We start from the raw sequence: 25,224 nt of genomic DNA, 5'->3' as shown, positions 1-25,224 counted from the left end.
CTGTGGTCCACGATCTGGGCGCTCCGGTCAGCGCGGGCGTCTACAACGTCTACACCGGCGAACTGGGGGGCACTGCGGTGCCGACAGCGGCGCAGTTGGGTCTGGAACCGCCGCGGTTCTGCGCGGAATGCGGACGCCGCATGGTGGTGCAGGTCCGCCCCGACGGCTGGCGGGCGCGGTGCTCGCGGCACGGGCAGGTCGACTCCGTCGACCTGGAGGCCCAGCGGTGACCGAGCACGCGCACACCCCGCCGAGCGCGCCCTCGCGCGCATTGCCGCGCCGGGCGACCGCCATCGCGGGGCTCGCGCCGGTGGCCGCCGGTGTGCTGCTCGGCGCGCTGTGGGTGTGGATCGCCCCGCCGATCCATGCCGTGGTGGCCCTCACGCGCGCCGGTGAACGGGTCCACGACTATCTCGGCAACGAGTCCCAGCACTTCTTCGACGCGCCCTGCCTGATGCTGGGCCTGCTCACCGTGCTGGCGGTGCTGGGGGCGGCGGTGGCGTGGCAGTGGCGCGCGCGCCGGGGGCCCGGCATGGTCGTCGCGCTGGCGACCGGCTTGGCGACCGCGGCCGCGGTCGCGGCGGCCACCGGGGCGGCGCTGGCCCGAATCAGGTACGGAGCGTTGAACTTCGACGCGGTGCCGCTGCCCAAGGGCCCGTCGGTGGCCTACGTCATCCAGGCGCCGCCGGTGTTCTTCGCGAGCGATCCGCTGCGGGTCGCGCTCACCCTGCTGTGGCCCGCCGCGGTCGCGGCGCTGGTCTACGCGGTCCTCGCCGCCGCCGACGCGCGCGACGATTTGGGGGCTATGCCGCCGCGCGACCGGTCTTCGGATGCGCTGCGGGTGGGGGCGGGCAGCGCCCCGGAAGGTCCCGGGTCATAGCGGCCGGCGGTGAATCCTGCGGCCGAGGACGACCTTGGCCGCGATTTTGGTGAGCCGCGCCATGCCGACGTAGGTCATCGGGTTGAACATCGTCGGCCAAGTGGTCCGGATCAGGTGCTCGGTCAGCGGCCGGCCGTCGAACCGGTCGGTGAGCCAGCGCAGCGTCATCGGCGCCGACAGCGGATGCAGCAGCATGTGCTCGTTGAACGCGTCCCGGTGGTAGGTCACCCGGGCGCCGCCCGCCGAATAGGCGTCGGCCAGCACGTCGATGTCCTTGACGTCGATGAGGTAGTCGTGGACGGCCTGCACGATCAGCACCGGGGGCGTCGGCACCGCGACACCCAGCTTGATGTTCTCGAACACGTGCGTGACTTCGGGCGTCGACAGGATGTTCTCGAGCGGCTCGTCGAGGTAGTCGCCCATGTTCTTGCCGGCCATGCGGACGACCGCCTCCACGGTGGTCATCTTCTCCAGCGACTCGAGCAGGGCGCGCCCCTCCTCGTTGCTGTGCTCCTTGATCACCCGGTCCAGCTCGGGGTAGATGTGGGCCAGGGCCGCCACCACTAGCGCAGGCAGGCCGGACAGGAAACTGCCGTTGAGCCGGCGGAAGGTGTTGCCGAGGTCCCCGACGGGCGATCCCAGCACCGCCCCGACGATGTCCAGCTCGGGCGCGTATTCGGCGCACACCTCGGCCGCCCAGGCGCTGGCCAGTCCGCCACCGGAATACCCCCACAGCCCGATCGGCGCCGACGGCGAGAGCCCGACACGTTCGGAGCCCAGGGCGGCGCGGATGCCGTCCAGGACGCGATAGCCGGGTTCGTAGGGCGCGCCCCACAGGCCCCGCAGCCCCTCGTGGTCGGGCACCGACACGGCCCAGCCCTCGGCGACGGCCGCGGTGATCAGGAACAGTTCGAACTGGCCGATCGATCCGAGGGCCTTCGCCCGGCGCCGCAGCGCGTACGACGGGAAGCACCGGGACGACACGGCGTCGATGGCGCATTGATAGGACAGCAGCGGGCAGGGACGTTCCGGGGACAGCTCGGCGGGGACGATCACGGTGGTCGCGGCGGCCTCGGGCTCGCCGTTCATGTCCATCGTCCGGTAGAGCAGCTGGACGGCCTTGACGGGCTGCGGGATCAGCCCCAAAAAGGCGAGCTCGACGTCGCGCGAGCGCAGCACCGTCCCGGGTTCGGCGTGTTGGAAGCCGAGTGGTGGCTGGTAGAACGGGTCGTCCGAGGGCAGCAGCGGGCGCACCTTGCGCTGCAGTTCCTCGTGCGGCGGCCGGGCGATCCACTCCGCCCCGCGCGTGCCTGCCAGATTGCCGAGCTCAGCCATTGAGGCTCCCTTCTAGGCCATCCGGCATTCTCGCGTACGAACGGCGGGTAACCAAAACGTAATCGCCGCACTGTGAGCGACTTCTTGCCAGGGCATGCAGGTCGGACACGTCACTGGTACCCGATTTGCGGCTACGTCACCCCCCGGCGCTTTCCACCAGCCTAACGGGGGCGACGATCGGCGGTGTCACACCTGCCCGGGCGGCCTGAGAGCGGCGAACTCGTCGGTGACGCGCAGTCGAGAATCGGTGAAGTGGTACAGCGCCGCCGGCCGTCCGCCGCTGCGGCCGGACTGGGCGATGGTGCCGGTCTGGCTGATCACGCCCCGGCGAACCAGCACCCGCTGCAGGTTGGTCGCGTCGACCTGGTAGCCCAGCGCGGCGCCGTAGATGTCGCGGAGCGTCGAGAGCGCGAATTCCTTTGGCGCCAAAGCGAATCCGAGGTTGGTGTAGGACAACTTGGCGCTCAGCCGGGCGTGGGCGTGCGTCACCATCGGGCCGTGGTCGAAGGCCATCGGCGGCAGGTTGCTCACCGGATGCCAGCGGGTGTCCGGCGGCAGTTCCGGGGTGGCGGGGGAGGGCACCAGTCCCAGGAACGTCGACGCGATGACGCGGGCGCCCGGCACCCGGTTCGGGTCGGAGAACACCGCCAGCTGCTCCAGGTGCGCCAGTTCCTTGAGGTCCACCTTCTCGGCGAGCTGTCGCAGGACGGAGGTGGTCATGTCCTCGTCGGAGCGCAGCCGCCCGCCCGGCAGCGACCAGGCGCCGCGCTGCGGGTCCTTGGCACGCTCCCATAACAACACGTTCAGCTGCGGTTTCTCTGTTCGCGGGCCGGTGGTCACCCGGCGAACTTGAAACACCACGGCCAGCACCTCGTGTTCAGTGCTAGTATGGCCCATGTTTTCGATTATAAGTCGAAAACCTCCTGGGCTGAAAGGAGCCGCCGTGACGGTTATCAATCGCATGGACACGCTCGCTGAAGACATGATGGCCGACCTCACGAATTCGCCCGCCGGCTACGGCGGTGTCGATCCAGACGAGCAATGGGCCGCCGAAATCCGCCGCCTGGCCACGCTGCGCGGCGCCACCGTGCTCGCCCACAATTACCAGCTGCCCGCCATCCAGGACGTCGCCGACCACGTCGGCGACTCGCTGGCCCTGTCGCGGATCGCCGCCGAGGCCCCCGAGGACACCATCGTGTTCTGCGGCGTGCACTTCATGGCCGAGACCGCCAAGATCCTGAGCCCCGAGAAGACGGTCCTCATCCCAGATCAGCGGGCCGGCTGCTCGCTGGCCGACTCCATCACCCCCGACGAACTGCGCGCCTGGAAGGACGAGCACCCCGGCGCCGTCGTCGTCTCCTACGTCAACACCACGGCCGCCGTAAAGGCGCTCACCGACATCTGCTGCACCTCGTCCAACGCCGTCGACGTGGTCGAGTCCATCGACCCCGACCGCGAGGTGCTGTTCTGCCCGGACCAATTCCTCGGCGCGCACGTGCGCCGGGTGACCGGCCGCACCAACCTGCACGTGTGGGCCGGTGAGTGCCACGTGCACGCCGGCATCAACGGCGACGAGCTCTCCGAGCAGGCCCGCGCGAACCCCGACGCCGAGCTGTACGTCCACCCCGAATGCGGTTGTGCCACTTCGGCGTTGTACCTCGCCGGCGAGGGCGCCTTCCCCCAGGACCGGGTGAAGATCCTGTCCACCGGCGGCATGCTCGACGCGGCGCACGCAACGCAGGCCCGCAAGGTGCTGGTCGCCACCGAGGTCGGCATGCTGCACCAATTGCGCCGGGCCGCACCGCAAGTCGACTTCCGCGCGGTCAACGACCGGGCCTCGTGCAAGTACATGAAGATGATCACCCCGGCGGCCCTGTTGCGCTGCCTGGTGGACGGCGCCGACGAGGTCGACGTCGACCCGGAGATCGCGGCGGCGGGCCGCCGCAGCGTGCAGCGCATGATCGAGATCGGCCAGCCGGGCGGTGGTGAATGATCGTCCGCCCCGCCTGGACGCACAGCGCTGACGTCGTCGTCGTCGGAACCGGCGTCGCGGGATTGGCCGCGGCGCTGGCCGCCCACCGCGCCGGGCGCAGCGTCGTCGTGCTCAGCAAGGCCGACCAGGCGCGCGGGGTCACGGCGACGCACTACGCCCAGGGCGGCATCGCGGTGGTGCTGCCCGACAACGACGATTCCGTCGAGGCCCACGTCGCCGACACCGTGACCGCGGGCGCCGGACTGTGCGATGCCGACGCGGTCACCTCGATCGTCGCCGACGGCTATCGCGCCGTGTCCGAGTTGGTCGGTGCCGGAGCGCGATTCGACGAGGCGACCCCCGGTCGCTGGGACGTCACCCGCGAGGGCGGGCACTCCCGGCGGCGCATCGTGCACGCCGGCGGCGACGCCACCGGCGCCGAGGTGCAGCGGGCGCTCGACCACGCCGCCCGGCTGCTGGACATCCGCACCGGACACGTCGGGCTGCGCGTGCTGCACGACGGCACCGCCGTGACCGGCGTGTCCGTCGCCAACCAGGACGGCTACGGGATCATTCACGCGCCCGCGGTCATCCTGGCCTCCGGCGGGCTCGGGCACCTCTACGGCGCGACCACCAATCCCGAAGGCTCCACTGGCGACGGCATCGCCTTGGCGCTGTGGGCCGGTGTCGCGGTCAGCGACCTGGAGTTCATCCAGTTCCATCCCACGATGCTCTACGCCGGCGCGGCCGGTGGCCGGCGCCCGCTGGTCACCGAGGCCATCCGCGGTGAGGGCGCGATATTGGTTGACCGGCAAGGCAATTCGGTCACCGCCGGCGTGCACCCGATGGGCGACCTGGCGCCGCGGGACGTGGTCGCGGCGGCCATCGACACGCGGCTGAAGGCCACCGGTGACCCGTGCGTCTTCCTCGACGCCCGCGGCATCGACGGTTTCGCGGCCCGCTTCCCGACCGTGACCGCCGCGTGCCGGGCCGCCGGCATCGACCCCGTCCGCCAGCCCATCCCGGTCGTGCCCGGGGCGCATTACAGCTGCGGCGGCGTCGTCACCGACGTGCACGGGCGGACCGAGCTGCCGGGGCTGTTCGCCGCCGGCGAGGTGGCGCGCACCGGCATGCACGGCGCCAACCGGCTGGCGTCCAACAGCCTGCTGGAGGGCCTGGTGGTCGGGGGCCGCGCCGGCCGGGCCGCGGCCGCCCACGCGGGGGCGGCCGGACGCGTCCGGGCCGTGCCTTTCACGGCGCCCGAGCCCGTCGTCCACACCGCGCCCGACCGGGCCGAACTGCAGGCCGCGATGAGCCGCGACGCCTCGGTGGTGCGCGACGCCGCCGGGCTGGCGCGGCTGTCCGACGCGCTGTCGGGGGCGCCGGTGCGCGCCATCGCCGGCCGCCGCGATTTCGAGGACGTGGCGCTGGCCGTCGCCGCCCGCGCGGTGACCGCGGCGGCCCTGGCCCGCAACGAAAGCCGGGGCTGCCACCACCGGGCGGAGCACCCGGACCCCGCACCCGAACAGGCCCGCAGCAGCGTGCTGCGGCTGGCCGACGACCAGAACTCGGTCCTGGTGGAGGCGCTGGCGGCGGTGGGCTGATGATGCTGCCCGACGAGCGGAGCGCCGCTCAAGACACCATCCGGCGAGCGCTGGAAGAGGACCTGCGCTACGGGCCCGACGTCACCACGCTCGCGACGGTGCCCGCCGGGGCGGTGGCCACGGCGTCGATGGTGCCCCGGGAGCCCGGCGTGATCGCCGGCATCGAGGTCGCCCTGCTGGTCCTCGACGCGGTCCTCGCCGGCGGCTACGACGTGATGCACGGCGTCGAGGACGGCACCCGGCTGCAGCCCGGTGAACCGGTGCTGACCGTGCGCGCGGACACCCGCGGCCTGCTGACCGCCGAACGGACCATGCTGAACCTGGTCTGCCATCTCTCGGGCATCGCCACCACGACGGCGGCCTGGGTCGAGGCCGTGGACGGCACCAAGGCCAAGATCCGCGACACCCGCAAGACCCTTCCCGGCCTGCGCGCGCTGCAGAAATACGCGGTGCGCGTCGGCGGGGGCGTCAACCACCGGCTGGGGCTGGGGGACGCGGCGCTGATCAAGGACAACCACGTCGTGGCCGCGGGATCGGTGGTCGACGCGCTGCGGGCGGTGCGCGACGCGGCGCCGGACCTGCCGTGCGAGGTGGAGGTGGACTCGCTCGAACAGCTCGACGAGGTGCTGGCCGAAAAGCCCGAACTGGTGCTGCTGGACAACTTCCCGGTGTGGCAGACGCAGATGGCCGTGCAGCGGCGCGACGCGCGCGCTCCGGCCGTCCTGCTCGAGTCGTCCGGCGGGCTCAGCCTGGACAACGCCGCCACCTACGCCGCCACCGGGGTGGACTACCTGGCCGTCGGCGCGCTGACGCACTCGGTGCGCGCGCTCGATCTCGGCCTGGACATGTAACCCCTTACCGGACGATCACCCTCGGGCCATCGCGTCGGCGGCGGAGCGGGCCGAAAGCGCATCGAGCACTGCGTATTCCGCTTCGTACACCGCGGCCTCGGCGAAGTCGATCGTGTGAGGGCCCCGCGCGTCGGGCGTCGGGCGTGCGCGCAGGGCGGACCCCCGCGGCGTGTCGCCACCGTGAGCGCACGCGCAATGCCGTGAGCGCACGCGCAAAAGCGCGAGCAGCCCTCAGGCGATGTCGGCGACGAAAACGCCGATGCGCCGCAGCTGCACGCGGGCCATCCGCGGCAGGCGTTCGGCGTCGGGTCCCTCGGTGCCGGCGGGCAGGATGCGCGGGTTGGTGAGGTGCACCACGCGGTTGCGGCCGAACTGCACGTCGGCCTCGCCGGCCGCAAGCACGTTCTTGACCCAGTTCGTCTTGCCGTGGCCGAGCGCGATCGCCAGGACATTGCCCTTGCGATACGGGGTGATGATCGTCTCGTACGGCTTGCCCGAGGTGCGGCCGCGATGCTTGATGGTCGCGGTCCCGGGCAGAAAGCGGGCGAGCGGCTTGACCGCCGGGTTGAAATACTTGATCTGGAAGCGCTCGAACCAGGGCGGGAACACCATCGGGACGCCTGGAGCGTTGTTGGGGTGATCCTTCGCGGACATGACGGCTCCTTGAGTAATCTCTGCGGGCCTTGGCCGGTCGTGCGATGCCTTTCACCGGCACTGTACCGGTCGGGCATCGGCTTGCGATGTTCCGGGAGCGCGCGTGGCAACCCAATGCCGGGTGCGCGACTGGCGTTCATGGTCGTTGCGTCGCATAAGCCAAGCCCCACAAGGGATTTCGTTGCAATCGGCGGCGTCGCGGGCGTACGGTTTGGACATGACCAACGCGCGCGAGCAGATTCTGAATGACGGCGTTATCCCGGCCAAGTACAGATTGCTCGTGGCCATGGCCGCGGCGCGTCCCGACGGTGTCAGGGCGTTGGCCGCCGCCGCTCGCGCGGCCGGCGCCTCGCACGCGGAGGTCGCTGAGGCGGTCGAGATCCGACGATCGGTGGGCGCCGCAGGTCTGCCCGCGGCGGCCGCCGAAAACTCGCGAACGCGGACACTGCGGGGCTACCTGGCCCTGTGCGCGGCGGCCGTCATGGTGGGCGCGGCCCTGCTGATGCAGTCCGCTGCACCGGCCCGGGCCGATGGGTGCGGCGACGTCGGCGGGGCGCAGACGCCCGCGGGTGGCTGCAGCCAGCCCGGCGCGCCCGCCGGGGACCCGCCACCGCAGGCCGCCTCTCCCAAACCGCCCTGGCTGTCGACGATCGAGCGTCGCGATCCGCAGTTCGCCGAGTCCTACCTGGCGATGCGGGAGCGCATCCTGAAGGACGGCGCGATCCCCGCCAAGTACAAGCTGCTCATCGGTATGGTCACCGACGCCATCGCGGCGCACCCGGACGGTGTCAGGATGCTGGCCGACAACGCCCGGGCGGCAGGCGCGAGCGAAGCCGAGGTCACCGAGGCGGTCGAGGTGGGATACCTCTACGGGGGGACCGCAGCGCTGGTCATGGGAAGCAACGCGTTCGGCGGCTGAACGCCGACTCGCCCGGTCCCGAACCCCGAGAGCAAATGCGGTTGCTTCCATCGGGGACAATGGACAACGTGACCCCCACCCAACCGTCGCCGATCGCCCGCATCGACCTGCGCGGCGTCGAGCTGACGGCTGCCCGATTGCGGGCCGCGCTGCCGCGCGGCGGCGCCGACGTGGAGAGCGTCCTGCCCAAGGTGCGGCCGATCGTGCAGGCCGTCGCCGAGCGCGGCGCCGAGGCGGCGCTGGAGTACGGGGCGTCGTTCGACGGGGTGCGGCCCGCGGCCGTCCGGGTGCCCGCCGCCGCGCTGGATGCGGCGCTGGCGGGCCTAGACCCCGAGGTCGTCGAAGCCCTGCGGGTGATGATCGAACGTGCGCGCGCCGTGCACGCCGACCAACGTCGCGCCGACGTCACGACCACTCTGGGCCCCGGCGCGACAGTCACCGAGCGGTGGGTCCCCGTCGAGCGGGTCGGCCTGTACGTGCCCGGCGGCAACGCGGTGTACCCCTCGAGCGTCGTGATGAACGTCGTGCCTGCCCAGGCCGCCGGCGTCGAGTCGCTGGTGGTGGCCAGCCCGCCGCAGGCCCGATATGACGGCCTGCCGCACCCGACGATCCTGGCCGCCGCCCGCCTGCTCGGGGTCGACGAGGTGTGGGCCGTGGGCGGCGCGCAGGCGGTGGCGCTGCTGGCCTACGGCGGCACCGACACCGACGGTCGAGAGCTCGCACCAGTCGACATGATCACCGGGCCCGGCAACATCTACGTCACCGCCGCCAAGCGGCTGTGCCGCTCCCGGGTGGGCATCGACGCCGAGGCCGGGCCCACCGAGATCGCGATCCTGGCCGACCACACCGCCGACCCCGCGCACGTGGCCGCCGACCTGATCAGCCAGGCCGAACACGACGAGATGGCGGGCAGCGTGCTGGTCACCCCCAGCGAGCGCCTGGCCGCCGCCACCGAGGATGAGCTGGCCGCTCAGCTGCGCACGACGGTGCACCACCACCGCGTGGCCGTCGCGCTCGGGGGCCGCCAGTCGGCGATCATCCTGGTCGACGACCTGGACGCCGCCATCAAGGTGGTCAACGCCTACGCCGCCGAGCACCTGGAGATCCAGACCGCCGACGCCCCCGCGGTGGCCGCCCGTATCCGTTCGGCCGGAGCCATTTTCGTGGGTCCGTACTCGCCGGTGAGCCTCGGCGACTACTGCGCCGGATCCAACCACGTCCTGCCGACCGCGGGCTCGGCCCGGCATTCCAGCGGGCTGTCGGTGCAGACGTTCCTGCGCGGCATCCACGTCGTCGACTACACCGAGGCCGCCCTCAAGGACGTCTCGGGCCACGTGGTCACGCTGGCCAAGGCCGAAGACCTGCCGGCGCACGGCGAGGCGATCCGGCGGAGGTTCGAGCGATGACCGAACCGCGGGAGCCCACCCTCGACGACCTACCCCTGCGCGATGACCTGCGCGGCAAATCGCCCTACGGCGCACCGCAATTGGCCGTCCCGGTGCGGCTGAACACCAACGAGAATCCGCACCCGCCCAGCCGGGCGCTGGTGGACGACGTCGTGCGGTCGGTCGCGGCCGCGGCGGCCGACCTGCACCGCTATCCCGACCGGGACGCGGTGGACCTGCGCCGCGATCTGGCCGACTACCTCACCGCCCAGACCGGTGTGCACGTCGGGGTCGAAAATGTCTGGGCGGCAAACGGCTCCAACGAAATCCTGCAGCAGCTGCTGCAGGCGTTCGGTGGGCCGGGGCGCACCGCGATCGGGTTCGTCCCGTCCTACTCCATGCACCCGATCATCTCCGACGCCACGCGCACCGAGTGGCTCGAGGGCGTCCGGGCCGAGGACTTCAGCCTCGACGTCGACGCGGCCGTGGCCGCGGTGACCGACCGGCGGCCCGACGTCGTGTTCATCGCGAGCCCGAATAACCCGTCCGGGCAGAGCGTTTCGCTGCCGGATCTGCGGCGGCTACTCGACGCGGTGCCGGGCATCCTGATCGTCGACGAGGCCTACGGCGAGTTCTCCTCCGAGCCCAGCGCGGTCGGGCTGGTGCGCGAATACCCGACCAAGCTGATAGTCACGCGCACCATGAGCAAGGCGTTCGCTTTCGCCGGCGGTCGGCTCGGCTACCTGATCGCCACGCCCGCGGTGATCGACGCGATGCTGCTGGTGCGGCTGCCGTATCACCTGTCGTCGGTCACCCAGGCCGCGGCCCGGGCCGCGCTGCGCCACGCCGACGACACCCTGGCGAGCGTCGCGACGCTGATCGCCGAACGGGAGCGCGTCACAAAAGCGTTGAGCGGTATGGGGTTTCAGGTGATTCCCAGTGACGCGAATTTCGTGCTGTTCGGGCAATTCGCCGACGCCCCGGCCACCTGGCAGCGCTACCTGGATGCCGGTGTCCTGATCCGCGACGTCGGGATTCCCGGTTACCTGCGCGCCACCACCGGGCTGGCCGAGGAGAACGACGCCTTCCTGCGGGCCAGCGCCCAGATCGCCGCCACCGAGCTGGCCCCAGCCACCCCTGTAGGAGCCCCGTGACCACCATTGCGACCCGGCGCGCGCGGATCGAGCGCCGCACCAAAGAATCCGACATCGTGATCGAACTCGACCTCGACGGCACCGGCCAGGTCCACGTCGACACCGGGGTGCCGTTCTACGACCACATGCTGACGGCGCTGGGCAGCCACGCCAGCTTCGACCTGACGGTGCGCACCAAGGGCGACGTGGAGATCGAGGGGCACCACACCATCGAGGACACCGCGATCGCGCTCGGGCAGGCGCTCGGGCAGGCCCTGGGCGACAAGCGCGGCATCCGCCGGTTCGGCGACGCCTTCATTCCGATGGACGAGACGCTGGCCCACGCTGTCGTCGACGTGTCGGGCCGCCCCTATTTCGTGCACACCGGCGAGCCGGATCACCTGCTGCACACCACCATCGCCGGCAGCTCGGTACCGTACCACACGGTCATCAACCGGCACGTGTTCGAGTCGCTCGCCATGAACGCCCGCATCGCGCTGCACGTGCGTGTCCTCTACGGGCGCGACCCGCACCACATCACCGAAGCGCAATACAAGGCGGTGGCCCGCGCGCTACGCCAGGCCGTCGAACCCGACCCCCGCGTGTCGGACGTGCCGTCCACCAAAGGTGTTCTGTGACAAAACCATCCGTCGTCGTCCTGGATTACGGCTCGGGCAACCTGCGGTCGGCCCAGCGCGCCCTGCAGCGGGCGGGCGCGTCGGTCGAGGTGACCGCTGACGCCGACGCCGCGGCCGCGGCCGACGGCCTGGTGGTGCCCGGCGTCGGGGCGTTCGAGGCCTGCATGACCGGCCTGCGCAGGGTGAAGGGGGACCGCATCATCGCCGACCGGGTCGCTGCCGGGCACCCGGTGCTGGGGGTCTGCGTGGGCATGCAGATCCTGTTCGCCGGCGGCGTCGAATTCGGTGTGCAGACAACGGGTTGCGGCCAGTGGCCGGGAGAGGTCACCCGGCTGGATGCCCCTGTCATCCCGCACATGGGCTGGAACGTGGTCGACGCCGGGGGAGGCACCACCCTGTTCAAGGGACTGGACCCGGACACCCGCTTCTATTTCGTGCACTCCTACGCCGCGCAGCGGTGGGAGGGTTCGCCCGAGGCCGTGCTCACCTGGGCCACCCACCGGGTGCCGTTCCTGGCCGCCGTGGAGCAGGGGCCGCTGTCGGCCACCCAGTTTCACCCCGAAAAGAGTGGGGACGCGGGTGCGGCCGTGCTGCGCAACTGGATTGAGTCTTTGTGAAGGACGGCTCGGGAGGGAATGTGTTGATCTTGTTGCCCGCGGTCGACGTGGTCGAGGGCCGCGCCGTGCGACTGGTGCAGGGCAAGGCGGGCAGTGAAACCGAATACGGCTCGGCGCTGGACGCGGCGCTGGGCTGGCAGCGCGACGGCGCGGAATGGATCCACCTCGTCGACCTGGACGCGGCGTTCGGGCGCGGCTCCAACCGCGAACTGCTCGCCGAGGTGGTCAGCAAGCTCGACGTGCAGGTGGAGCTCTCCGGCGGCATCCGCGACGACGATTCGCTGGCCGCGGCGCTGGCCACCGGCTGCGCCCGGGTGAACCTGGGCACCGCGGCGCTGGAGAACCCGCAGTGGTGCGCGCGCGCGATCGCCGAGCACGGCGAGAAGGTCGCGGTCGGGCTGGACGTTCAGATCGTCGACGGACGGCACCGCCTGCGTGGCCGCGGCTGGGAAACTGACGGCGGCGATCTTTGGGAGGTGCTGGAACGCCTTGACGGCGAGGGCTGTTCGCGCTTCGTGGTCACCGACGTCACCAAGGACGGCACGCTGGGCGGCCCCAACCTCGACCTGCTGGCGGCCGTCGCCGACCGCACCGAGGCCCCGGTGATCGCCTCCGGGGGCGTGTCCAGCCTGGACGACCTGCGGGCGATCGCGACCCTCACCGACCGCGGGGTCGAGGGAGCGATCGTGGGCAAAGCCCTCTACGCCGGGCGGTTCACTCTGCCGCAGGCGCTGGCCGCGGTCGCGGGGTAGGGCAGTGGCGGATCTGGACGCGTTGGTGGAGAAGGCCTCGGCGATCCTCGACGACGCCACCGAGCCGTTCCTGGCCGGCCACCGCGCCGATTCGGCGGTCCAGAAGAAGGGCAACGACTTCGCCACCGACGTCGACCTGGCGATCGAGCGGCAGGTGGTTGGCGCGCTGGAAGAGGCGACCGGGATCGGTGTGCACGGTGAGGAGTTCGGTGGCGCCGACGTCGACTCGGAGTGGGTATGGGTGCTGGACCCCGTCGACGGCACGTTCAACTACGCGGCGGGATCGCCGATGGCGGGCATCCTGCTCGGCCTGCTGCATCACGGCGACCCGGTGGCGGGCCTGACCTGGCTGCCCTTCGTCGACCAGCGCTACACCGCGGTCGTGGGCGGACCGCTGATGAAAAACGCTGTCGCGCAACCTCCGCTGGCCGACATCGACCTGACCGACGCCCTGATCGGCGCGGGCTCCTTCAGCGCAGACGCGCGGGGCCGGTTCCCGGGGCGGTACCGCATCGCGGTGCTGGAGAACCTGAGCCGGGTCTCGTCGCGGTTGCGCATGCACGGCTCCACCGGGCTCGACCTCGCCTACGTCGCCGACGGAGTCCTCGGCGGCTCGATCAGTTTCGGAGGCCACGTGTGGGACCATGCCGCGGGCGTGGCCCTGGTGCGGGCGGCGGGCGGCGTCGTCACCGATATCCACGGCGAACCGTGGTCACCCGCCTCGGATTCCGCCCTGGCCGCTGGGACCCGCGCGCACGACGAGATACTCGAGATCCTGCGCAGGACCGGCCGGCCGGAGGACTACTGACATGCCTTGCGGTAACGGCCTTGCGGTGCGGGTGATTCCGTGCCTGGACGTCGACGCCGGGCGGGTGGTCAAGGGGGTCAACTTCGAAAACCTGCGCGACGCGGGCGATCCCGTCGAACTCGCCGCCGCCTACGACGCCGAAGGCGCCGACGAGCTCACCTTTCTCGACGTCACCGCCTCGTCGTCGGGACGGGCCACCATGCTGGAAGTGGTGCGGCGCACGGCCGAGCAGGTCTTCATTCCGCTGACCGTCGGCGGCGGGGTGCGCACGGTGGCCGACGTCGACGTCTTGCTGCGCGCCGGGGCCGACAAGGTTTCGATCAACACCGCCGCGATCGCCCGCCCCGACCTGCTGGAAGAAATGGCAAGGCAATTCGGCTCGCAATGCATCGTGCTGTCGGTCGACGCCCGCACGGTGCCCCCGGACTCGGTGCCGACGCCGTCCGGCTGGGAGGTCACCACGCACGGCGGACGCCGCGGCACCGGGATCGACGCCGTCGAGTGGGCTTCGCGCGGCGCCGATCTGGGCGTGGGAGAGATCCTGCTGAACTCGATGGACGCCGACGGCACCAAGGCCGGGTTCGACCTGCCGATGCTGCGGGCGGTGCGCTCGGCGGTCACGGTCCCGGTGATCGCCAGCGGGGGGGCGGGTGCGGCCGAACACTTCGCGCCCGCGGTCGCCGCCGGCGCCGATGCGGTGTTGGCCGCCAGCGTGTTTCACTTCCGGGAACTGACCATCGGCCAGGTGAAGGCCGCGATGGCCGCGGAAGGGATCACGGTGCGATGACGCTCGACCCGCAGATCGCCGCGCGCCTGAAGCGCAACGCCGACGGCCTGTTCACCGCTGTCGTGCAGGAGCGCGGCACCGGGGACGTCCTGATGGTCGCCTGGATGGATGACGCGGCGCTGGCCCGCACCTTGGAAACGCGTGAGGCAACCTATTTTTCGAGGTCACGCTCCGAGCAATGGGTCAAGGGCGCGACGTCCGGCCACACCCAATACGTGCACTCGGTGCGGCTGGACTGCGACGGGGACACCGTGCTGCTGACGGTCGACCAGGTGGGCGGCGCCTGCCACACCGGCGACCACAGCTGCTTCGACGCCGACCTGCTGCTGGCGCCGGAGGACTGAAGGATCAACGCGGACGGGCTTTCGACACCCCTTGGGCGGTGCGGGCCTGCGCTGTACCGGCCGCCGCCGCCGTTGGGCGACCACGTCGAATTCTTCGGCCACTGGCTGCATCGCGGGTCCAGTTACCGCAGCCGGGCGCTGCCGCGCGGCGCGGTGACCATCGTCATCGACGTGGGGCGCCGACACCGACTGGACTTCTACGCCGCAGACGGCCGCACCCGCCTGGCGGTTCCACCCGCTGTCGTCGCCGGGCCGCACCGCGCGTCGTACGTCACCGACATCGCCGCCGAGGAGCCCGCCATGGCGATCCACTTCAGGCCCGGCGGCGCCTTCCCGTTTCTCGGCGTCCCGCTCGGCGACATCGAGGATGCGGCCATCGGCCTCGACGAGCTCTGGGGACGCGCGGGACGCGAGGTGCACGAGCGGTTGATCGAGGCGCCGTCGGTGCCCGCCCGATTCGCCATCCTCGAGGGCTTCTTGCTGGCGCGGGCGCGGTTCGGCGTGTCGCGCGACCCCGGTGTCGCCGGCGCGGTGGCGGCGATCGAAGCCAACCCCTCCATTCGGATGACCGAACTGCGCCGCCTGAGCGGGCTGTCGACCAAGCGGATGCTCGCGCTGTTTCGGGCCGAGATCGGCCTCACCCCCAAGGCCTACGCGCGGGTGCGCCGACTGCAGGCCGCCCTGCGGCAGCTCGGGGAGGGCACGGTGGGCGGGGCGCGTATCGCCGCGGACGCGGGCTATTTCGACCAGCCGCACTTCGTCCGCGAGTTCCGCTCGTTCACCGCGATGACGCCGACGCAATACGTCCGGCAGCCGCTCGTGTTGCCCAGCCATGTCCCCGCAGGACGGCACAAATATGCAATACCGCCGGCGCCCGCCGCGTCATGATCGGCGCATGGACAACACGAAACGCGCGGTAGCGGCCACCGGGCTGCTCGCCGCGGCGGTGCGCGCCGAGGAGTCCCGGCGCGAGGACCCGCTTTTCACCGACCCGTTCGCCGAACGCCTGGCCGGCGACGACGGCCGGCGGTTGCTCGCCGACGCCGTGGCCGCCACCGGGCAGTCGCCCGCCGAAATCGCCATCCGCACGCGATTCTTCGACGAGGCGCTGCTGAGGGCGCAGCGCGAGGGCGTGACACAGGTGGTGCTGCTGGCCGCGGGCATGGACGCCCGCGCCTACCGCCTGCCGTGGCGCCCGGGCACGACCGTCTACGAAGTGGACCAGCCGCACGTGATCGCGACCAAGGACGAGCGACTGGACGGCGAATCGCCGCGCTGCCGGCGGGTCGCGGTCGGCGTCGACCTGGCCGACGATTGGCCCAAAGCGCTTGTCTCGCAGGGATTTACATCCTCAGCGTGGACCGCGTGGCTGGTCGAGGGGTTGCTGCAGTACCTCGACGGGGCCGCCGTCGACAGCCTGTTCGCGCGCATCGACGCGTTGTCGGCGCCCGGGGGCGTGCTGTTGTACAACGTGATCGGCCAGACCTTGCTGGAGGCGCCCTTCCTGCAGTCCACCCAGCAATTCATGCGGCGGCTCGGTGCGCCGTGGACGTTCGGCACCGACACGCCGGCCGCGCTCGTCGAGGACCGCGGCTGGACCGCCGTAGTCACCGATGTGGCCGAGCCCGGCAGTCGATGGCACCGCTGGGAGCACCCGGTCGTCCCGTTGGACGTGCCCGGGGTGCCGCGCGGGTATTTCGTGCGGGCGACCAAGAACTGATCCCGGTTCGCCCGCGGGCGCGGACCCGCGTCTTCGGTGACAATGGCGGGCGATGTTGAGACGGGTGTCGTGGACCGCGGTCGTGCCGCTGCTTGCCGTCGCCGTCCTGGCCGTGATCTGGGGCGAGAAGCTGGGCCCGCCGCTGGTCGCGCTGGCGGCGGCCTTGCTCATCGGGGCCGTGCTGGCCGCGGTGCACCACGCGGAGGTGGTCGCGGCCCGGGTCGGTGAGCCGTTCGGCTCGCTGGTGCTCGCGGCCGCGGTGACGGTGATCGAGGTGGCGCTCATCGTCACGCTCATGGCCTCCGGCGGCAACGAGGCGGCGACGCTGGCCAGGGACACCGTTTTCGCCGCGGCGATGATCACCACCAACGGCATCGCGGGGCTGTCGCTGCTGCTCGGCTCCCGGCGCTACGGCGTCACGCTGTTCAACGCCGAAGGCAGCGGCGCCGCGCTGGCCACGCTCACCACGCTGGCGACGCTGAGCCTGGTGCTGCCGGCGTTCACCACCAGCGAAGTGGGGCCGGAGTTCTCCCCGGGCCAGCTGACGTTCGCGGCGGTCGCGTCATTGCTGGTGTATCTGGTGTTCGTCTTCACGCAGACGGTGCGCCACCGCGACTTCTTCCTCCCGGTCGCGCAGAAGGGCCAGAAGAAGCGGCTGTTCGAGGACGAGAGCCACGCCGAGCCGCCAAGCCGCGCCGCCGCGCTGGGCAGTCTCGGGTTGCTGCTGGTCGCCCTCGTCGCGGTGGTCGGGCTCGCCGAGGAGGAGTCGCCGGCCGTCGAACGCGCGGTGACCGCGGCCGGGTTCCCGCAGTCATTCGTCGGCGTGGTGATCGCCGCGCTGGTGCTGCTGCCCGAAACCCTGGCGGCCGTGCGCGCGGCGCGCCAGGGTCGCATCCAGACCAGCCTCAACCTGGCGTACGGCTCGGCGATGGCCAGCATCGGGCTGACCATCCCGGTGATCGCGCTGGCGTCCAGCTGGCTCGAGGGGCCGCTGGTGCTCGGCCTGGGCCCGGTTCAGCTGGTGCTGCTGGCGCTGACCGTCGTGATCAGCATGCTGACGGTCGTTCCGGGACGCGCCACCCGGCTGCAGGGCGAGCTGCACCTGGTGCTGCTCGCCGCCTACGTGTTCCTGGCGATCAGCCCGTAGCCGCTGACCGGCCGCGCAGGGTCTCCAGCGCCTTGTCGGCGTGGGTGTCCATGCTGAACTCGCTGGAGATCACGTTGAGCACCGTGCGATCGGTGTCGATGACGAAGGTGGTGCGCTTGACCGGCAGCAGCTTGCCCAGCAGGCCGCGCTTGACGCCGAACTGCGTGGCGACGGTGCCCTCGGTGTCCGACAGCAGCGGGTAGTCGAACTTCTGCATGTCGGCGAACTTGGCCTGCTTCTGCACCGGATCGGCGCTGATGCCAACCCGATTGGCGCCGACGGCGGCGAATTCCGCGCCCAGGTCCCGGAAGTGGCAGGCCTCCTTGGTGCACCCGGGCGTCATCGCGGCAGGGTAGAAGAACAGCACCACCGGACCGCCGGACAGCAACTCGCTGAGCCTGCGCGGCGTGCCGGTCTGGTCGGGAAGTTCGAAGTCCGCCACCGTGTCACCAGTTTTCATGGCCGACACGCTACGCCGGATGGCCTGACTTCTCTTCGGCCCGTTCCGGGCCGCATCGTCGTCAGGCTGCGCGGATGGCCTGACTTCTCTTCGGCCCGTTCCGGGCCGCATCGTCGTCAGGCTGCGCGGATGGCGCGACGCGCCCATCTGCGAGGATGGTCCGGTGCACGCCCACCTCGCCGCGACGACCTCACGAGAGGATTTCCGCCAGCTGGCGGCCGAGCACCGCGTGGTTCCGGTGACCCGCAAGGTGCTGGCCGACAGCGAGACGCCGCTGTCGGCCTACCGCAAACTGGCCGCCAACCGCCCGGGCACGTTCCTGCTGGAATCCGCCGAGCACGGCCGATCCTGGTCGCGCTGGTCCTTCATCGGTGCGGGCGCGCCGTCGGCGCTGACCGTCCGCGACGGCGAGGCGGTGTGGTTGGGTGCGGTGCCGCAGGACGCACCCACCGGCGGCGACCCGCTGCGCGCGCTGCAAGCCACGTGCGAGCTGCTCGCCACCGGCGCGCTGCCCGGGCTGCCGCCGCTGTCGGGCGGCATGGTCGGTTTGTTCGCCTACGACATGGTGCGGCGGCTGGAGCGCTTACCGGAGCTGGCCGTCGACGACCTGCACCTGCCCGACATGCTGCTGCTGCTGGCCACCGACGTGGCCGCGGTCGACCACCACGAGGGCACCATCACGCTGATCGCCAACGCGGTCAACTGGAACGGCACCGACGAGCGCGTCGACGAGGCCTACGACGACGCGGTCGCCCGCCTGGACGTGATGACCGCGGCGCTGGGCCAGCCGCTGCCGTCCACGGTCGCCACGTTCGACCGGCCCGACCCGCAGTACCGCTCGCAGCGCAGCGTCGAGGAATACGGCAAGATCGTCGACTACCTGGTCGAGCAGATCGCCGCAGGCGAGGCCTTCCAGGTCGTGCCCTCGCAGCGCTTTGAGATGGACACCGACGTCGATCCGATCGACGTGTACCGGATGCTGCGCGTCACCAACCCGAGCCCCTACATGTACCTGCTGCACGTCCCGAACGGCGCTGGCGGAACCGACTTTTCGGTCGTGGGCTCCAGCCCCGAGGCCCTGGTGACCGTCCACGACGGCTGGGCGACGACGCATCCGATCGCCGGAACCCGGTGGCGCGGCGAGACCGACGAAGAGGACCAGCTCCTGGAAAAGGAACTGCTGGCCGACGAGAAGGAGCGTGCCGAGCACCTGATGCTGGTTGACCTGGGCCGCAACGACCTTGGCCGGGTCTGCGCGCCGGGCACCGTGCGCGTCGAGGACTACAGCCACATCGAGCGTTACAGCCACGTCATGCACTTGGTGTCGACGGTGACCGGGATGCTGGCCGAGGGCCGGACCGCGCTGGACGCCGTGACGGCCTGCTTCCCGGCCGGCACGCTGTCGGGCGCGCCGAAGGTGCGGGCCATGGAGCTGATCGAGGAGGTGGAGAAGACCCGCCGCGGCCTCTACGGCGGTGTCGTCGGTTACCTCGATTTCGCCGGCAACGCCGATTTCGCAATCGCCATCCGCACCGCGCTGATGCGCGACGGGAAGGCCTATGTCCAGGCCGGCGGCGGGGTGGTGGCCGACTCCAACGGTCCGTACGAATACACCGAGGCTTCCAACAAGGCGCGCGCGGTGCTCAACGCGATCGCGGCCGCGGAGACGCTGACGGCGCCGGACGCCGACCACCGTGACTGAGGCGCGGCGGCGTGCCCGGCTATCCGTGGCAGTGGCGCAGGCATTGCTGGTGCTGTCGGCCGCGGCGTTTTGGGCGGCGTCCCGGCTGCCGTGGGTGGTGATCCGGTCGTTCGACGGGCTGAGTCCGCCCCGCGACGTGACGTTGTCCGGCGCGTCGTGGTCGACGGCGCTGCTGCCGTTGGCGGTGCTGATGCTCGCGGCGGCCGTGGCGGCGATCGCGGTGCGGGGCTGGCCGCTGCGCGCGCTGGCGGCACTGCTGGCGTTGGCCAGCCTGGCGGTCGGCTACCTCGGGGTCAGCCTGTGGGCGCTCCCGGACGTCGCCGTACGCGGGGCCGAGCTGGCGCACGTCGCCGTGATGTCGCTGGTGGGCAGCGAGCGGCGGTACGTCGGCGCGGGCATCGCGGTGGCCGCCGCCGCATGCACCCTGATCGCGGCGGTCCTGTTGCTGCGCTCGGCCGGCGATCCGGGGGCGGCCCGGTCGAGCGCGGAAAAGTATGCCGCGCCCGCGACGCGTCGCTCAAATGTGCTCCGCGATGACGCCGATGGCGCGATGCTGGAGAAGGCGGAGACGCCGGAAATGTCGGAGCGGATGATCTGGGACGCGCTTGACGAGGGCTGTGACCCGACGCGCGACCCGACAGATCGGCCGCGCGACTCGGACACCGAGGGTCGGTGACGGGCCGCGTGCCGAGGGCCGCTACCCTTCATTCACGTCGTCACAATCGGCTCAGAGTTGTCAGGTTGGCCGCGGGGTGACGATGGGTAACAGCGCGAAGGGAAGCAACAGGCATGAGTCCGGCTACCGTGCTTGACTCCATCCTCGAGGGAGTCCGGGCCGACGTTGCGGCGCGTGAAGCCCTCATCAGCCTTTCCGAAATCAAAGCCGCCGCCGCCGCCGCGCCGCCGCCGCTCGACGTGATGGCCGCCCTGCGCGAGCCCGGCATCGGTGTCATCGCCGAAGTCAAGCGCGCCAGCCCGTCGGCGGGTTCGCTGGCCACCATTGCCGATCCGGCGAAGCTGGCCCGCGCCTACGAGGACGGCGGGGCGCGGATCATCAGCGTCTTGACCGAGGAGCGGCGCTTTCACGGATCGCTCGACGACCTCGACGCGGTTCGCGCCGCGGTCTCGATCCCGGTATTGCGCAAAGACTTTGTCGTGCAGCCGTATCAGATCCACGAAGCCCGCGCGCACGGCGCCGACATGCTGCTGCTCATCGTTGCCGCGCTGGACCAGTCGGCGCTGGTGTCGATGCTGGACCGCACCGAATCGCTGGGCATGACGGCCCTTGTCGAAGTGCACACCGAGGAGGAGGCCGACCGGGCGCTGAAGGCCGGGGCCAACGTAATCGGTGTCAACGCACGTGATCTCGCCACGTTGGAGGTCGACCGCGATTGCTTCGCGCGCATCGCCCCCGGGCTGCCGAGCAACGTGATCAGGATCGCCGAGTCCGGTGTCCGCGGCACCGGCGACCTGTTGGCGTACGCCGGCGCGGGCGCGGACGCCGTCTTGGTGGGCGAGGGTCTGGTCAAAAGCGGTGACCCGCGTGCCGCGGTCGCCGACCTGGTCACCGCGGGCACCCACCCGTCCTGTCCGAAACCGTCTCGCTAGTCGTCAAGTCACTTGAAGAGTCCCGGCGCTGAAACGTTGAACCTCATGAGCCGTCCCCGCGTAGAGCCTTGGTGATGGTCAATCTGTCCCGCCCGGATCTTCCCCTTCCGAGTGCAGCCGTCGCCGAACCCTCCAGCCACGAACCCGATGCTGGCGGCCATTTCGGCGTGTACGGCGGCCGCTATGTGGCGGAGGCGTTGATGGCGGTGATCGAAGAGGTCACCGCCGCCTACGAAAAGGAACGCATCAACCCCGATTTCCTGGACACGTTGGACGACTTGCAGGCCAATTACGCCGGCCGGCCGTCACCGCTGTACGAGGCCACCAGGCTGTCCGGGCATGCCGGGTCGGCGCGCATCTTCCTCAAGCGAGAAGACCTGAACCACACCGGTTCTCACAAGATCAACAACGTTCTCGGTCAGGCGCTGCTGGCCAAGAGGATGGGCAAGAACCGGGTCATCGCCGAGACCGGGGCCGGGCAGCACGGCGTCGCCACGGCCACCGCCTGCGCCCTGCTCGGCCTTCAGTGCGTCATCTACATGGGTGCCGTGGACACCGCGCGCCAGGCGCTCAACGTGGCACGGATGCGACTGCTGGGCGCCGAGGTGGTGTCGGTCGAGAGCGGCTCCAAGACGCTCAAAGACGCGATCAACGAGGCGTTCCGCGACTGGGTGACCAACGCCGACCGGACCTACTACTGCTTCGGCACCGCGGCCGGGCCGCATCCCTTTCCGGCGATGGTGCGCGATTTCCAGCGGATCATCGGCTTGGAGGCGCGCGTGCAGATCCAGGCCCAGGCCGGCCGGTTGCCCGACGCGGTCGTGGCCTGTGTGGGCGGCGGATCCAACGCCATCGGCATCTTCCACCCGTTCATCGACGATCCGGGGGTGCGCCTGGTCGGCTTCGAGGCGGCCGGTGACGGTGTCGAAACGGGAAGGCACGCCGCGACTTTCGCCGGCGGATCGCCGGGGGCCTTCCAAGGATCCTTCTCGTACCTGCTGCAGGACGAGGACGGCCAGACCATCGAATCCCATTCGATCTCAGCGGGTCTCGACTACCCGGGGGTAGGTCCCGAGCACGCGTACCTCAAGGAGATCGGGCGCGCGGAATACCGCCCGGTCACCGACGCGGAAGCGATGGACGCGTTCGCCCTGCTGTGCCGCACCGAGGGCATCATCCCGGCCATCGAATCGGCCCACGCGGTCGCGGGTGCGGTCAAGCTGGGCCTCGAGTTGGGGCAGGGCGCGATCATCGTGGTGAACCTGTCGGGACGCGGTGACAAGGATGTCGAGACTGCCGCCAAATGGTTCGGCCTGATGGGGCCCAGCGAGCGATGAGTGTGCAACAGCGGCAAGCCAGCAGGCTCGGGCCAGTCTTCGACGTGTGCCGCAAGGAAAATCGCGCTGCCCTGATCGGCTACCTGCCCACCGGCTACCCCGACGTGCCGGGCTCGGTGGACGGAATGCTCGCGCTGGTCGAATCCGGTTGCGACATCATCGAAGTGGGCGTGCCCTACTCGGACCCCGGCATGGACGGGCCGACCATCGCCCGGGCCACGGAGGCCGCGCTGCAAGGGGGAGTGCGGGTCCGCGACACCCTGGCCGCGGTGGAGGCGATCAGCGCGGCCGGCGGCCGCGCGGTGGTGATGACCTATTGGAATCCCGTGCTGCGCTACGGGGTCGACGCGTTCGCGCGGGATCTCGCGGCGGCCGGCGGGCAGGGTTTGATCACCCCGGACCTCATCCCCGACGAGGCCGGGCAGTGGCTGACCGCAGCTGAGGAGCATCGGTTGGATCGCATTTTTCTCGTCGCGCCGTCGTCCACGCCGGAACGCTTGGCCATGACCGTCGAGGCGTCACGCGGATTCGTCTACGCCGCTTCCACGATGGGGGTCACCGGGGCGCGTGACGCGGTGTCGCAGGCCGCCCCCGAGCTGGTGCAGCGCGTGAAGGCGGTGTCGGACATCCCCGTGGGCGTCGGCCTCGGCGTGCGGTCGCGGGAGCAGGCCGCCCAGATCGGCAGCTACGCCGACGGGGTCATCGTCGGCTCGGCGCTGGTGTCGGCGCTCGGTGAGGGGGGGTTGCCCGCGTTGCGCGAACTGACCGAGGAGCTCGCCGCCGGTGTTCGGCAAAAGGCCTCCGCGTGATGACCACGTTGCCGACGTACTTCCCCAGCCCGCCCCAGGGTGTCTGGCACCTGGGGCCCCTGCCGATTCGCGCGTACGCACTGTTCATCATCACCGGCATCGTGGTGGCGCTGCTGATCGGCGACCGCCGCTGGGAGGCCCGCGGCGGACAGCGCGGCGTCATCTACGACATCGCGTTGTGGGTCGTGCCGTTCGGGCTGGTGGGTGGGCGGCTCTATCACCTGGCCACCGACTGGCGGACCTATTGGGGGCCCGGCGGCGCCGGATTGGGTGCCGCGGTGCGCATTTGGGACGGCGGGCTGGGCATCTGGGGCGCGGTGGCGCTCGGTTGCGTGGGCGGGTGGATCGGGTGCCGACGGCACGGCATTCCGCTGCCGGCCTTCGCCGACGCGGTGGCGCCGGGTCTGGTCCTGGCGCAGGCCATCGGCCGGCTGGGCAACTATTTCAACCAGGAGCTCTACGGCCGCGAAACCACCCTGCCGTGGGGTCTGGAGATCTTCTACCGCCGCGACCCCTCCGGCTACATCGACCCCCATTCGCTGGACGGTGTCTCGACGGGGCAGGTGGCACTCGTCGTGCAGCCGACGTTCCTGTACGAGTTGATCTGGAACGTGGTGGTTTTCGCCATCTTGATCTACGCGGACCGGCGGTTCACGTTAGGCCACGGGCGACTGTTCGCGCTGTATGTGGCCAGCTACTGCGTCGGGCGGTTCGGCGTCGAGCTGCTGCGCGACGACACCGCCACCCACATCGCGGGCATCCGGATCAACTCGTTCACGTCGACCTTCGTGTTCATCGGGGCCGTGGTGTACATCATGGTGGCGCCGAAGGGGCGGGATGCCCCCGAGAGCCTGCGCGGCAAGGAGGCCGAGGAGTCGGCGGCAGCGGAGCCGACGGAAGAGCTCGCGACCGTCGCCGCGGGGGCATCGACCGTCTCGGCCGCGGCGGGCACGGCGGATGCGGATTCCGCCGGCGGCGCGGAAACGGGCAAGGCCGACAAGGTCGACGAGCCGGAAACCGCGGAGGTCGAGACGGTCGACGCGGATTCGGCGGAAACCCACGAGGCCCAAGCCGAGGAGGCCGAGGGGGAAGAACCCGAAGCCGAAGCGGAAGAGCCCGAAGAGCCTGAAGCCGAAGCGCCCGAACCCGAGGAACCCGAAGCCGCGGCCGACGAACCCGAGCCCAAGCCGAAACAGGATTCGGCCGAACCGGCCTCGGCCGCCGAGCCGTACCAGACGCCACGCAGCCGCTGGAGGTTGCGAAGGAACCGGCCGTCGAACAGCTGACGACCGGCTCGGTCTGGCATGCTGAGGGCGTGACGCAACCGCATTCCGTCGGCCAAGCGGTAGAACGGCGTCACGGACCACGCCGTTACGTCGCCGCCGGCACCGCCGTCGTGCTGGGCGGCGCGCTCGGCTACGTCGCCCTGGTCGACCCGCACAACACGAATTCGTTGTATCCCCAATGCCCCTTCAAATGGCTCACGGGCTGGAACTGCCCGTTCTGCGGGGGCCTGCGCATGACTCACGACCTGTTGCACGGCCACCTGGCCGCCGCCGTCAACGACAATGTTTTCCTGCTGGTCGGCATCCCGATGCTGGCCGGCTGGCTGCTGGTTGGCCGCGGCCGCGGCAACCCCGCGCTGTCCACGGCGGCCTGGGTTTTTATGCTGCTGGCCGTCATCGCGTGGACGGTGCTGCGTAACCTGCCCGGCTTCCCGCTGTTGCCGGCGATTCAGAGTGGGTAGCCGCTCACAGGTCGA

The 25,224-nt window shown here is 70.9% G+C and carries 28 protein-coding genes; 24 read left to right on the top strand and 4 right to left on the bottom strand.

All coding sequences use genetic code 11. The features are described 5' to 3' along the window. Positions 1-2 precede the first annotated feature (2 nt). A complete protein-coding gene (locus ACEL92_RS15430) occupies positions 3-230 on the top strand; it encodes a hypothetical protein (RefSeq protein WP_068086434.1) in 228 nt (75 codons plus the stop codon). After that, positions 227-880, top strand: coding sequence for a DUF2567 domain-containing protein (locus ACEL92_RS15425; protein ID WP_374021609.1), 654 nt, complete (start codon positions 227-229; stop codon positions 878-880). The genes ACEL92_RS15430 and ACEL92_RS15425 overlap by 4 nt, the downstream gene beginning before the upstream one ends. Here the strand turns inward: ACEL92_RS15425 and ACEL92_RS15420 are convergent. Both ACEL92_RS15420 and ACEL92_RS15415 read right to left on the bottom strand, forming a co-directional pair. Further along, entirely contained in the window at positions 875-2,215 is a 1,341-nt protein-coding gene (locus ACEL92_RS15420; RefSeq protein ID WP_374021608.1) for a lipase family protein, read from the bottom strand. The genes ACEL92_RS15425 and ACEL92_RS15420 overlap by 6 nt on opposite strands. Before the next feature lie 186 nt (positions 2,216-2,401). Next, complete coding sequence (locus tag ACEL92_RS15415) at positions 2,402-3,112, bottom strand: NUDIX domain-containing protein (RefSeq protein ID WP_374021606.1); 711 nt, start codon at positions 3,110-3,112, stop codon at positions 2,402-2,404. Positions 3,113-3,158: 46 nt separating this feature from the next. Between ACEL92_RS15415 and nadA the strand changes: the two genes are divergently transcribed. From nadA to nadC, 3 genes are read left to right on the top strand one after another with little or no spacing between them, the layout of a single operon-like run. Then, positions 3,159-4,208 carry a quinolinate synthase NadA gene (nadA, locus tag ACEL92_RS15410; protein WP_374021605.1) on the top strand — a complete coding sequence of 350 codons (1,050 nt, stop codon included), beginning with the start codon at positions 3,159-3,161 and terminating at the stop codon, positions 4,206-4,208. Beyond that, positions 4,205-5,791, top strand: coding sequence for an L-aspartate oxidase (locus tag ACEL92_RS15405; protein ID WP_374021604.1), 1,587 nt, complete (start codon positions 4,205-4,207; stop codon positions 5,789-5,791). The genes nadA and ACEL92_RS15405 overlap by 4 nt, the downstream gene beginning before the upstream one ends. Continuing rightward, a complete protein-coding gene (gene nadC / locus ACEL92_RS15400) occupies positions 5,791-6,642 on the top strand; it encodes a carboxylating nicotinate-nucleotide diphosphorylase (protein WP_374021603.1) in 852 nt (283 codons plus the stop codon). Before ACEL92_RS15405 ends, nadC begins: the two co-directional genes overlap by 1 nt. A gap of 231 nt (positions 6,643-6,873) precedes the next feature. Here nadC and ACEL92_RS15395 read toward each other — a convergent pair whose 3' ends face one another. Continuing rightward, entirely contained in the window at positions 6,874-7,296 is a 423-nt protein-coding gene (locus tag ACEL92_RS15395) for a nitroreductase family deazaflavin-dependent oxidoreductase (RefSeq protein ID WP_374021602.1), read from the bottom strand. Between the two features lie 217 nt (positions 7,297-7,513). On the opposite strand from ACEL92_RS15395, the gene ACEL92_RS15390 reads away from it, so the two are divergent. From ACEL92_RS15390 to ACEL92_RS15335, 12 genes are read left to right on the top strand one after another with little or no spacing between them, the layout of a single operon-like run. Continuing rightward, entirely contained in the window at positions 7,514-8,215 is a 702-nt protein-coding gene (locus ACEL92_RS15390) for a carboxymuconolactone decarboxylase family protein (protein ID WP_374021601.1), read from the top strand. Positions 8,216-8,274: 59 nt separating this feature from the next. Beyond that, positions 8,275-9,621, top strand: coding sequence for a histidinol dehydrogenase (gene hisD, locus ACEL92_RS15385; protein ID WP_374021600.1), 1,347 nt, complete (start codon positions 8,275-8,277; stop codon positions 9,619-9,621). Then, entirely contained in the window at positions 9,618-10,754 is a 1,137-nt protein-coding gene (locus ACEL92_RS15380; protein ID WP_374021599.1) for a histidinol-phosphate transaminase, read from the top strand. Before hisD ends, ACEL92_RS15380 begins: the two co-directional genes overlap by 4 nt. After that, positions 10,751-11,371 (top strand): imidazoleglycerol-phosphate dehydratase HisB, encoded by a 621-nt coding sequence (gene hisB, locus ACEL92_RS15375; RefSeq protein ID WP_067310415.1) that lies wholly within the window; start codon positions 10,751-10,753, stop codon positions 11,369-11,371. Before ACEL92_RS15380 ends, hisB begins: the two co-directional genes overlap by 4 nt. Beyond that, the gene (gene hisH, locus ACEL92_RS15370) at positions 11,368-11,988 is read left to right on the top strand and encodes an imidazole glycerol phosphate synthase subunit HisH (RefSeq protein ID WP_374021598.1); all 621 of its coding nucleotides are present in this window, start codon (positions 11,368-11,370) and stop codon (positions 11,986-11,988) included. Before hisB ends, hisH begins: the two co-directional genes overlap by 4 nt. Before the next feature lie 20 nt (positions 11,989-12,008). After that, positions 12,009-12,740 (top strand): bifunctional 1-(5-phosphoribosyl)-5-((5-phosphoribosylamino)methylideneamino)imidazole-4-carboxamide isomerase/phosphoribosylanthranilate isomerase PriA, encoded by a 732-nt coding sequence (gene priA / locus ACEL92_RS15365; protein WP_374021597.1) that lies wholly within the window; start codon positions 12,009-12,011, stop codon positions 12,738-12,740. A 4-nt stretch (positions 12,741-12,744) separates the two neighbouring features. Then, positions 12,745-13,548, top strand: a complete 804-nt coding sequence (locus ACEL92_RS15360) for an inositol monophosphatase (RefSeq protein ID WP_374021596.1) — start codon at positions 12,745-12,747, stop codon at positions 13,546-13,548. Between the two features lies 1 nt (position 13,549). Further along, positions 13,550-14,335: an imidazole glycerol phosphate synthase subunit HisF gene (hisF, locus tag ACEL92_RS15355; RefSeq protein WP_374021595.1), complete on the top strand. Its 786-nt coding sequence runs from the start codon at positions 13,550-13,552 to the stop codon at positions 14,333-14,335. After that, positions 14,332-14,679 carry a phosphoribosyl-AMP cyclohydrolase gene (gene hisI / locus ACEL92_RS15350; RefSeq protein WP_374021594.1) on the top strand — a complete coding sequence of 116 codons (348 nt, stop codon included), beginning with the start codon at positions 14,332-14,334 and terminating at the stop codon, positions 14,677-14,679. Before hisF ends, hisI begins: the two co-directional genes overlap by 4 nt. Positions 14,680-14,730: 51 nt before the next feature. Then, the gene (locus ACEL92_RS15345; RefSeq protein ID WP_374026229.1) at positions 14,731-15,567 is read left to right on the top strand and encodes a helix-turn-helix domain-containing protein; all 837 of its coding nucleotides are present in this window, start codon (positions 14,731-14,733) and stop codon (positions 15,565-15,567) included. Positions 15,568-15,574: 7 nt separating this feature from the next. Then, the gene (locus ACEL92_RS15340) at positions 15,575-16,399 is read left to right on the top strand and encodes an SAM-dependent methyltransferase (protein WP_374021593.1); all 825 of its coding nucleotides are present in this window, start codon (positions 15,575-15,577) and stop codon (positions 16,397-16,399) included. A gap of 52 nt (positions 16,400-16,451) precedes the next feature. Beyond that, on the top strand, positions 16,452-17,546 hold the full coding sequence (locus ACEL92_RS15335; protein ID WP_374021592.1) for a calcium:proton antiporter: 1,095 nt from the start codon (positions 16,452-16,454) through the stop codon (positions 17,544-17,546). On the opposite strand, the gene ACEL92_RS15330 is transcribed toward ACEL92_RS15335, so the two are convergent. Further along, positions 17,536-18,006, bottom strand: a complete 471-nt coding sequence (locus tag ACEL92_RS15330; protein ID WP_374021591.1) for a peroxiredoxin — start codon at positions 18,004-18,006, stop codon at positions 17,536-17,538. The two genes, ACEL92_RS15335 and ACEL92_RS15330, sit on opposite strands and share 11 nt — an antisense overlap. A gap of 163 nt (positions 18,007-18,169) precedes the next feature. On the opposite strand from ACEL92_RS15330, the gene ACEL92_RS15325 reads away from it, so the two are divergent. From ACEL92_RS15325 to ACEL92_RS15295, 7 genes are all read left to right on the top strand, one after another. Next, positions 18,170-19,708: an anthranilate synthase component I gene (locus tag ACEL92_RS15325; RefSeq protein WP_374021590.1), complete on the top strand. Its 1,539-nt coding sequence runs from the start codon at positions 18,170-18,172 to the stop codon at positions 19,706-19,708. Further along, positions 19,701-20,384 carry a TIGR02234 family membrane protein gene (locus tag ACEL92_RS15320; protein ID WP_374021589.1) on the top strand — a complete coding sequence of 228 codons (684 nt, stop codon included), beginning with the start codon at positions 19,701-19,703 and terminating at the stop codon, positions 20,382-20,384. Before ACEL92_RS15325 ends, ACEL92_RS15320 begins: the two co-directional genes overlap by 8 nt. Before the next feature lie 113 nt (positions 20,385-20,497). Continuing rightward, complete coding sequence (gene trpC, locus ACEL92_RS15315; RefSeq protein WP_374021588.1) at positions 20,498-21,316, top strand: indole-3-glycerol phosphate synthase TrpC; 819 nt, start codon at positions 20,498-20,500, stop codon at positions 21,314-21,316. A 74-nt stretch (positions 21,317-21,390) separates the two neighbouring features. Next, a complete protein-coding gene (trpB, locus tag ACEL92_RS15310; RefSeq protein ID WP_374021587.1) occupies positions 21,391-22,653 on the top strand; it encodes a tryptophan synthase subunit beta in 1,263 nt (420 codons plus the stop codon). Next, a complete protein-coding gene (trpA, locus tag ACEL92_RS15305; protein ID WP_374021586.1) occupies positions 22,650-23,462 on the top strand; it encodes a tryptophan synthase subunit alpha in 813 nt (270 codons plus the stop codon). Before trpB ends, trpA begins: the two co-directional genes overlap by 4 nt. Continuing rightward, on the top strand, positions 23,462-24,748 hold the full coding sequence (locus ACEL92_RS15300) for a prolipoprotein diacylglyceryl transferase (protein WP_374021585.1): 1,287 nt from the start codon (positions 23,462-23,464) through the stop codon (positions 24,746-24,748). The genes trpA and ACEL92_RS15300 overlap by 1 nt, the downstream gene beginning before the upstream one ends. Before the next feature lie 29 nt (positions 24,749-24,777). Then, positions 24,778-25,209, top strand: coding sequence for a DUF2752 domain-containing protein (locus ACEL92_RS15295; protein WP_374021584.1), 432 nt, complete (start codon positions 24,778-24,780; stop codon positions 25,207-25,209). Positions 25,210-25,224 lie beyond the last annotated feature (15 nt).

Source organism: Mycobacterium hainanense (assembly GCF_041890355.1).
Lineage (GTDB): Bacteria > Actinomycetota > Actinomycetes > Mycobacteriales > Mycobacteriaceae > Mycobacterium > Mycobacterium hainanense.
This window is presented reverse-complemented; position numbering and strand designations above follow the sequence as displayed.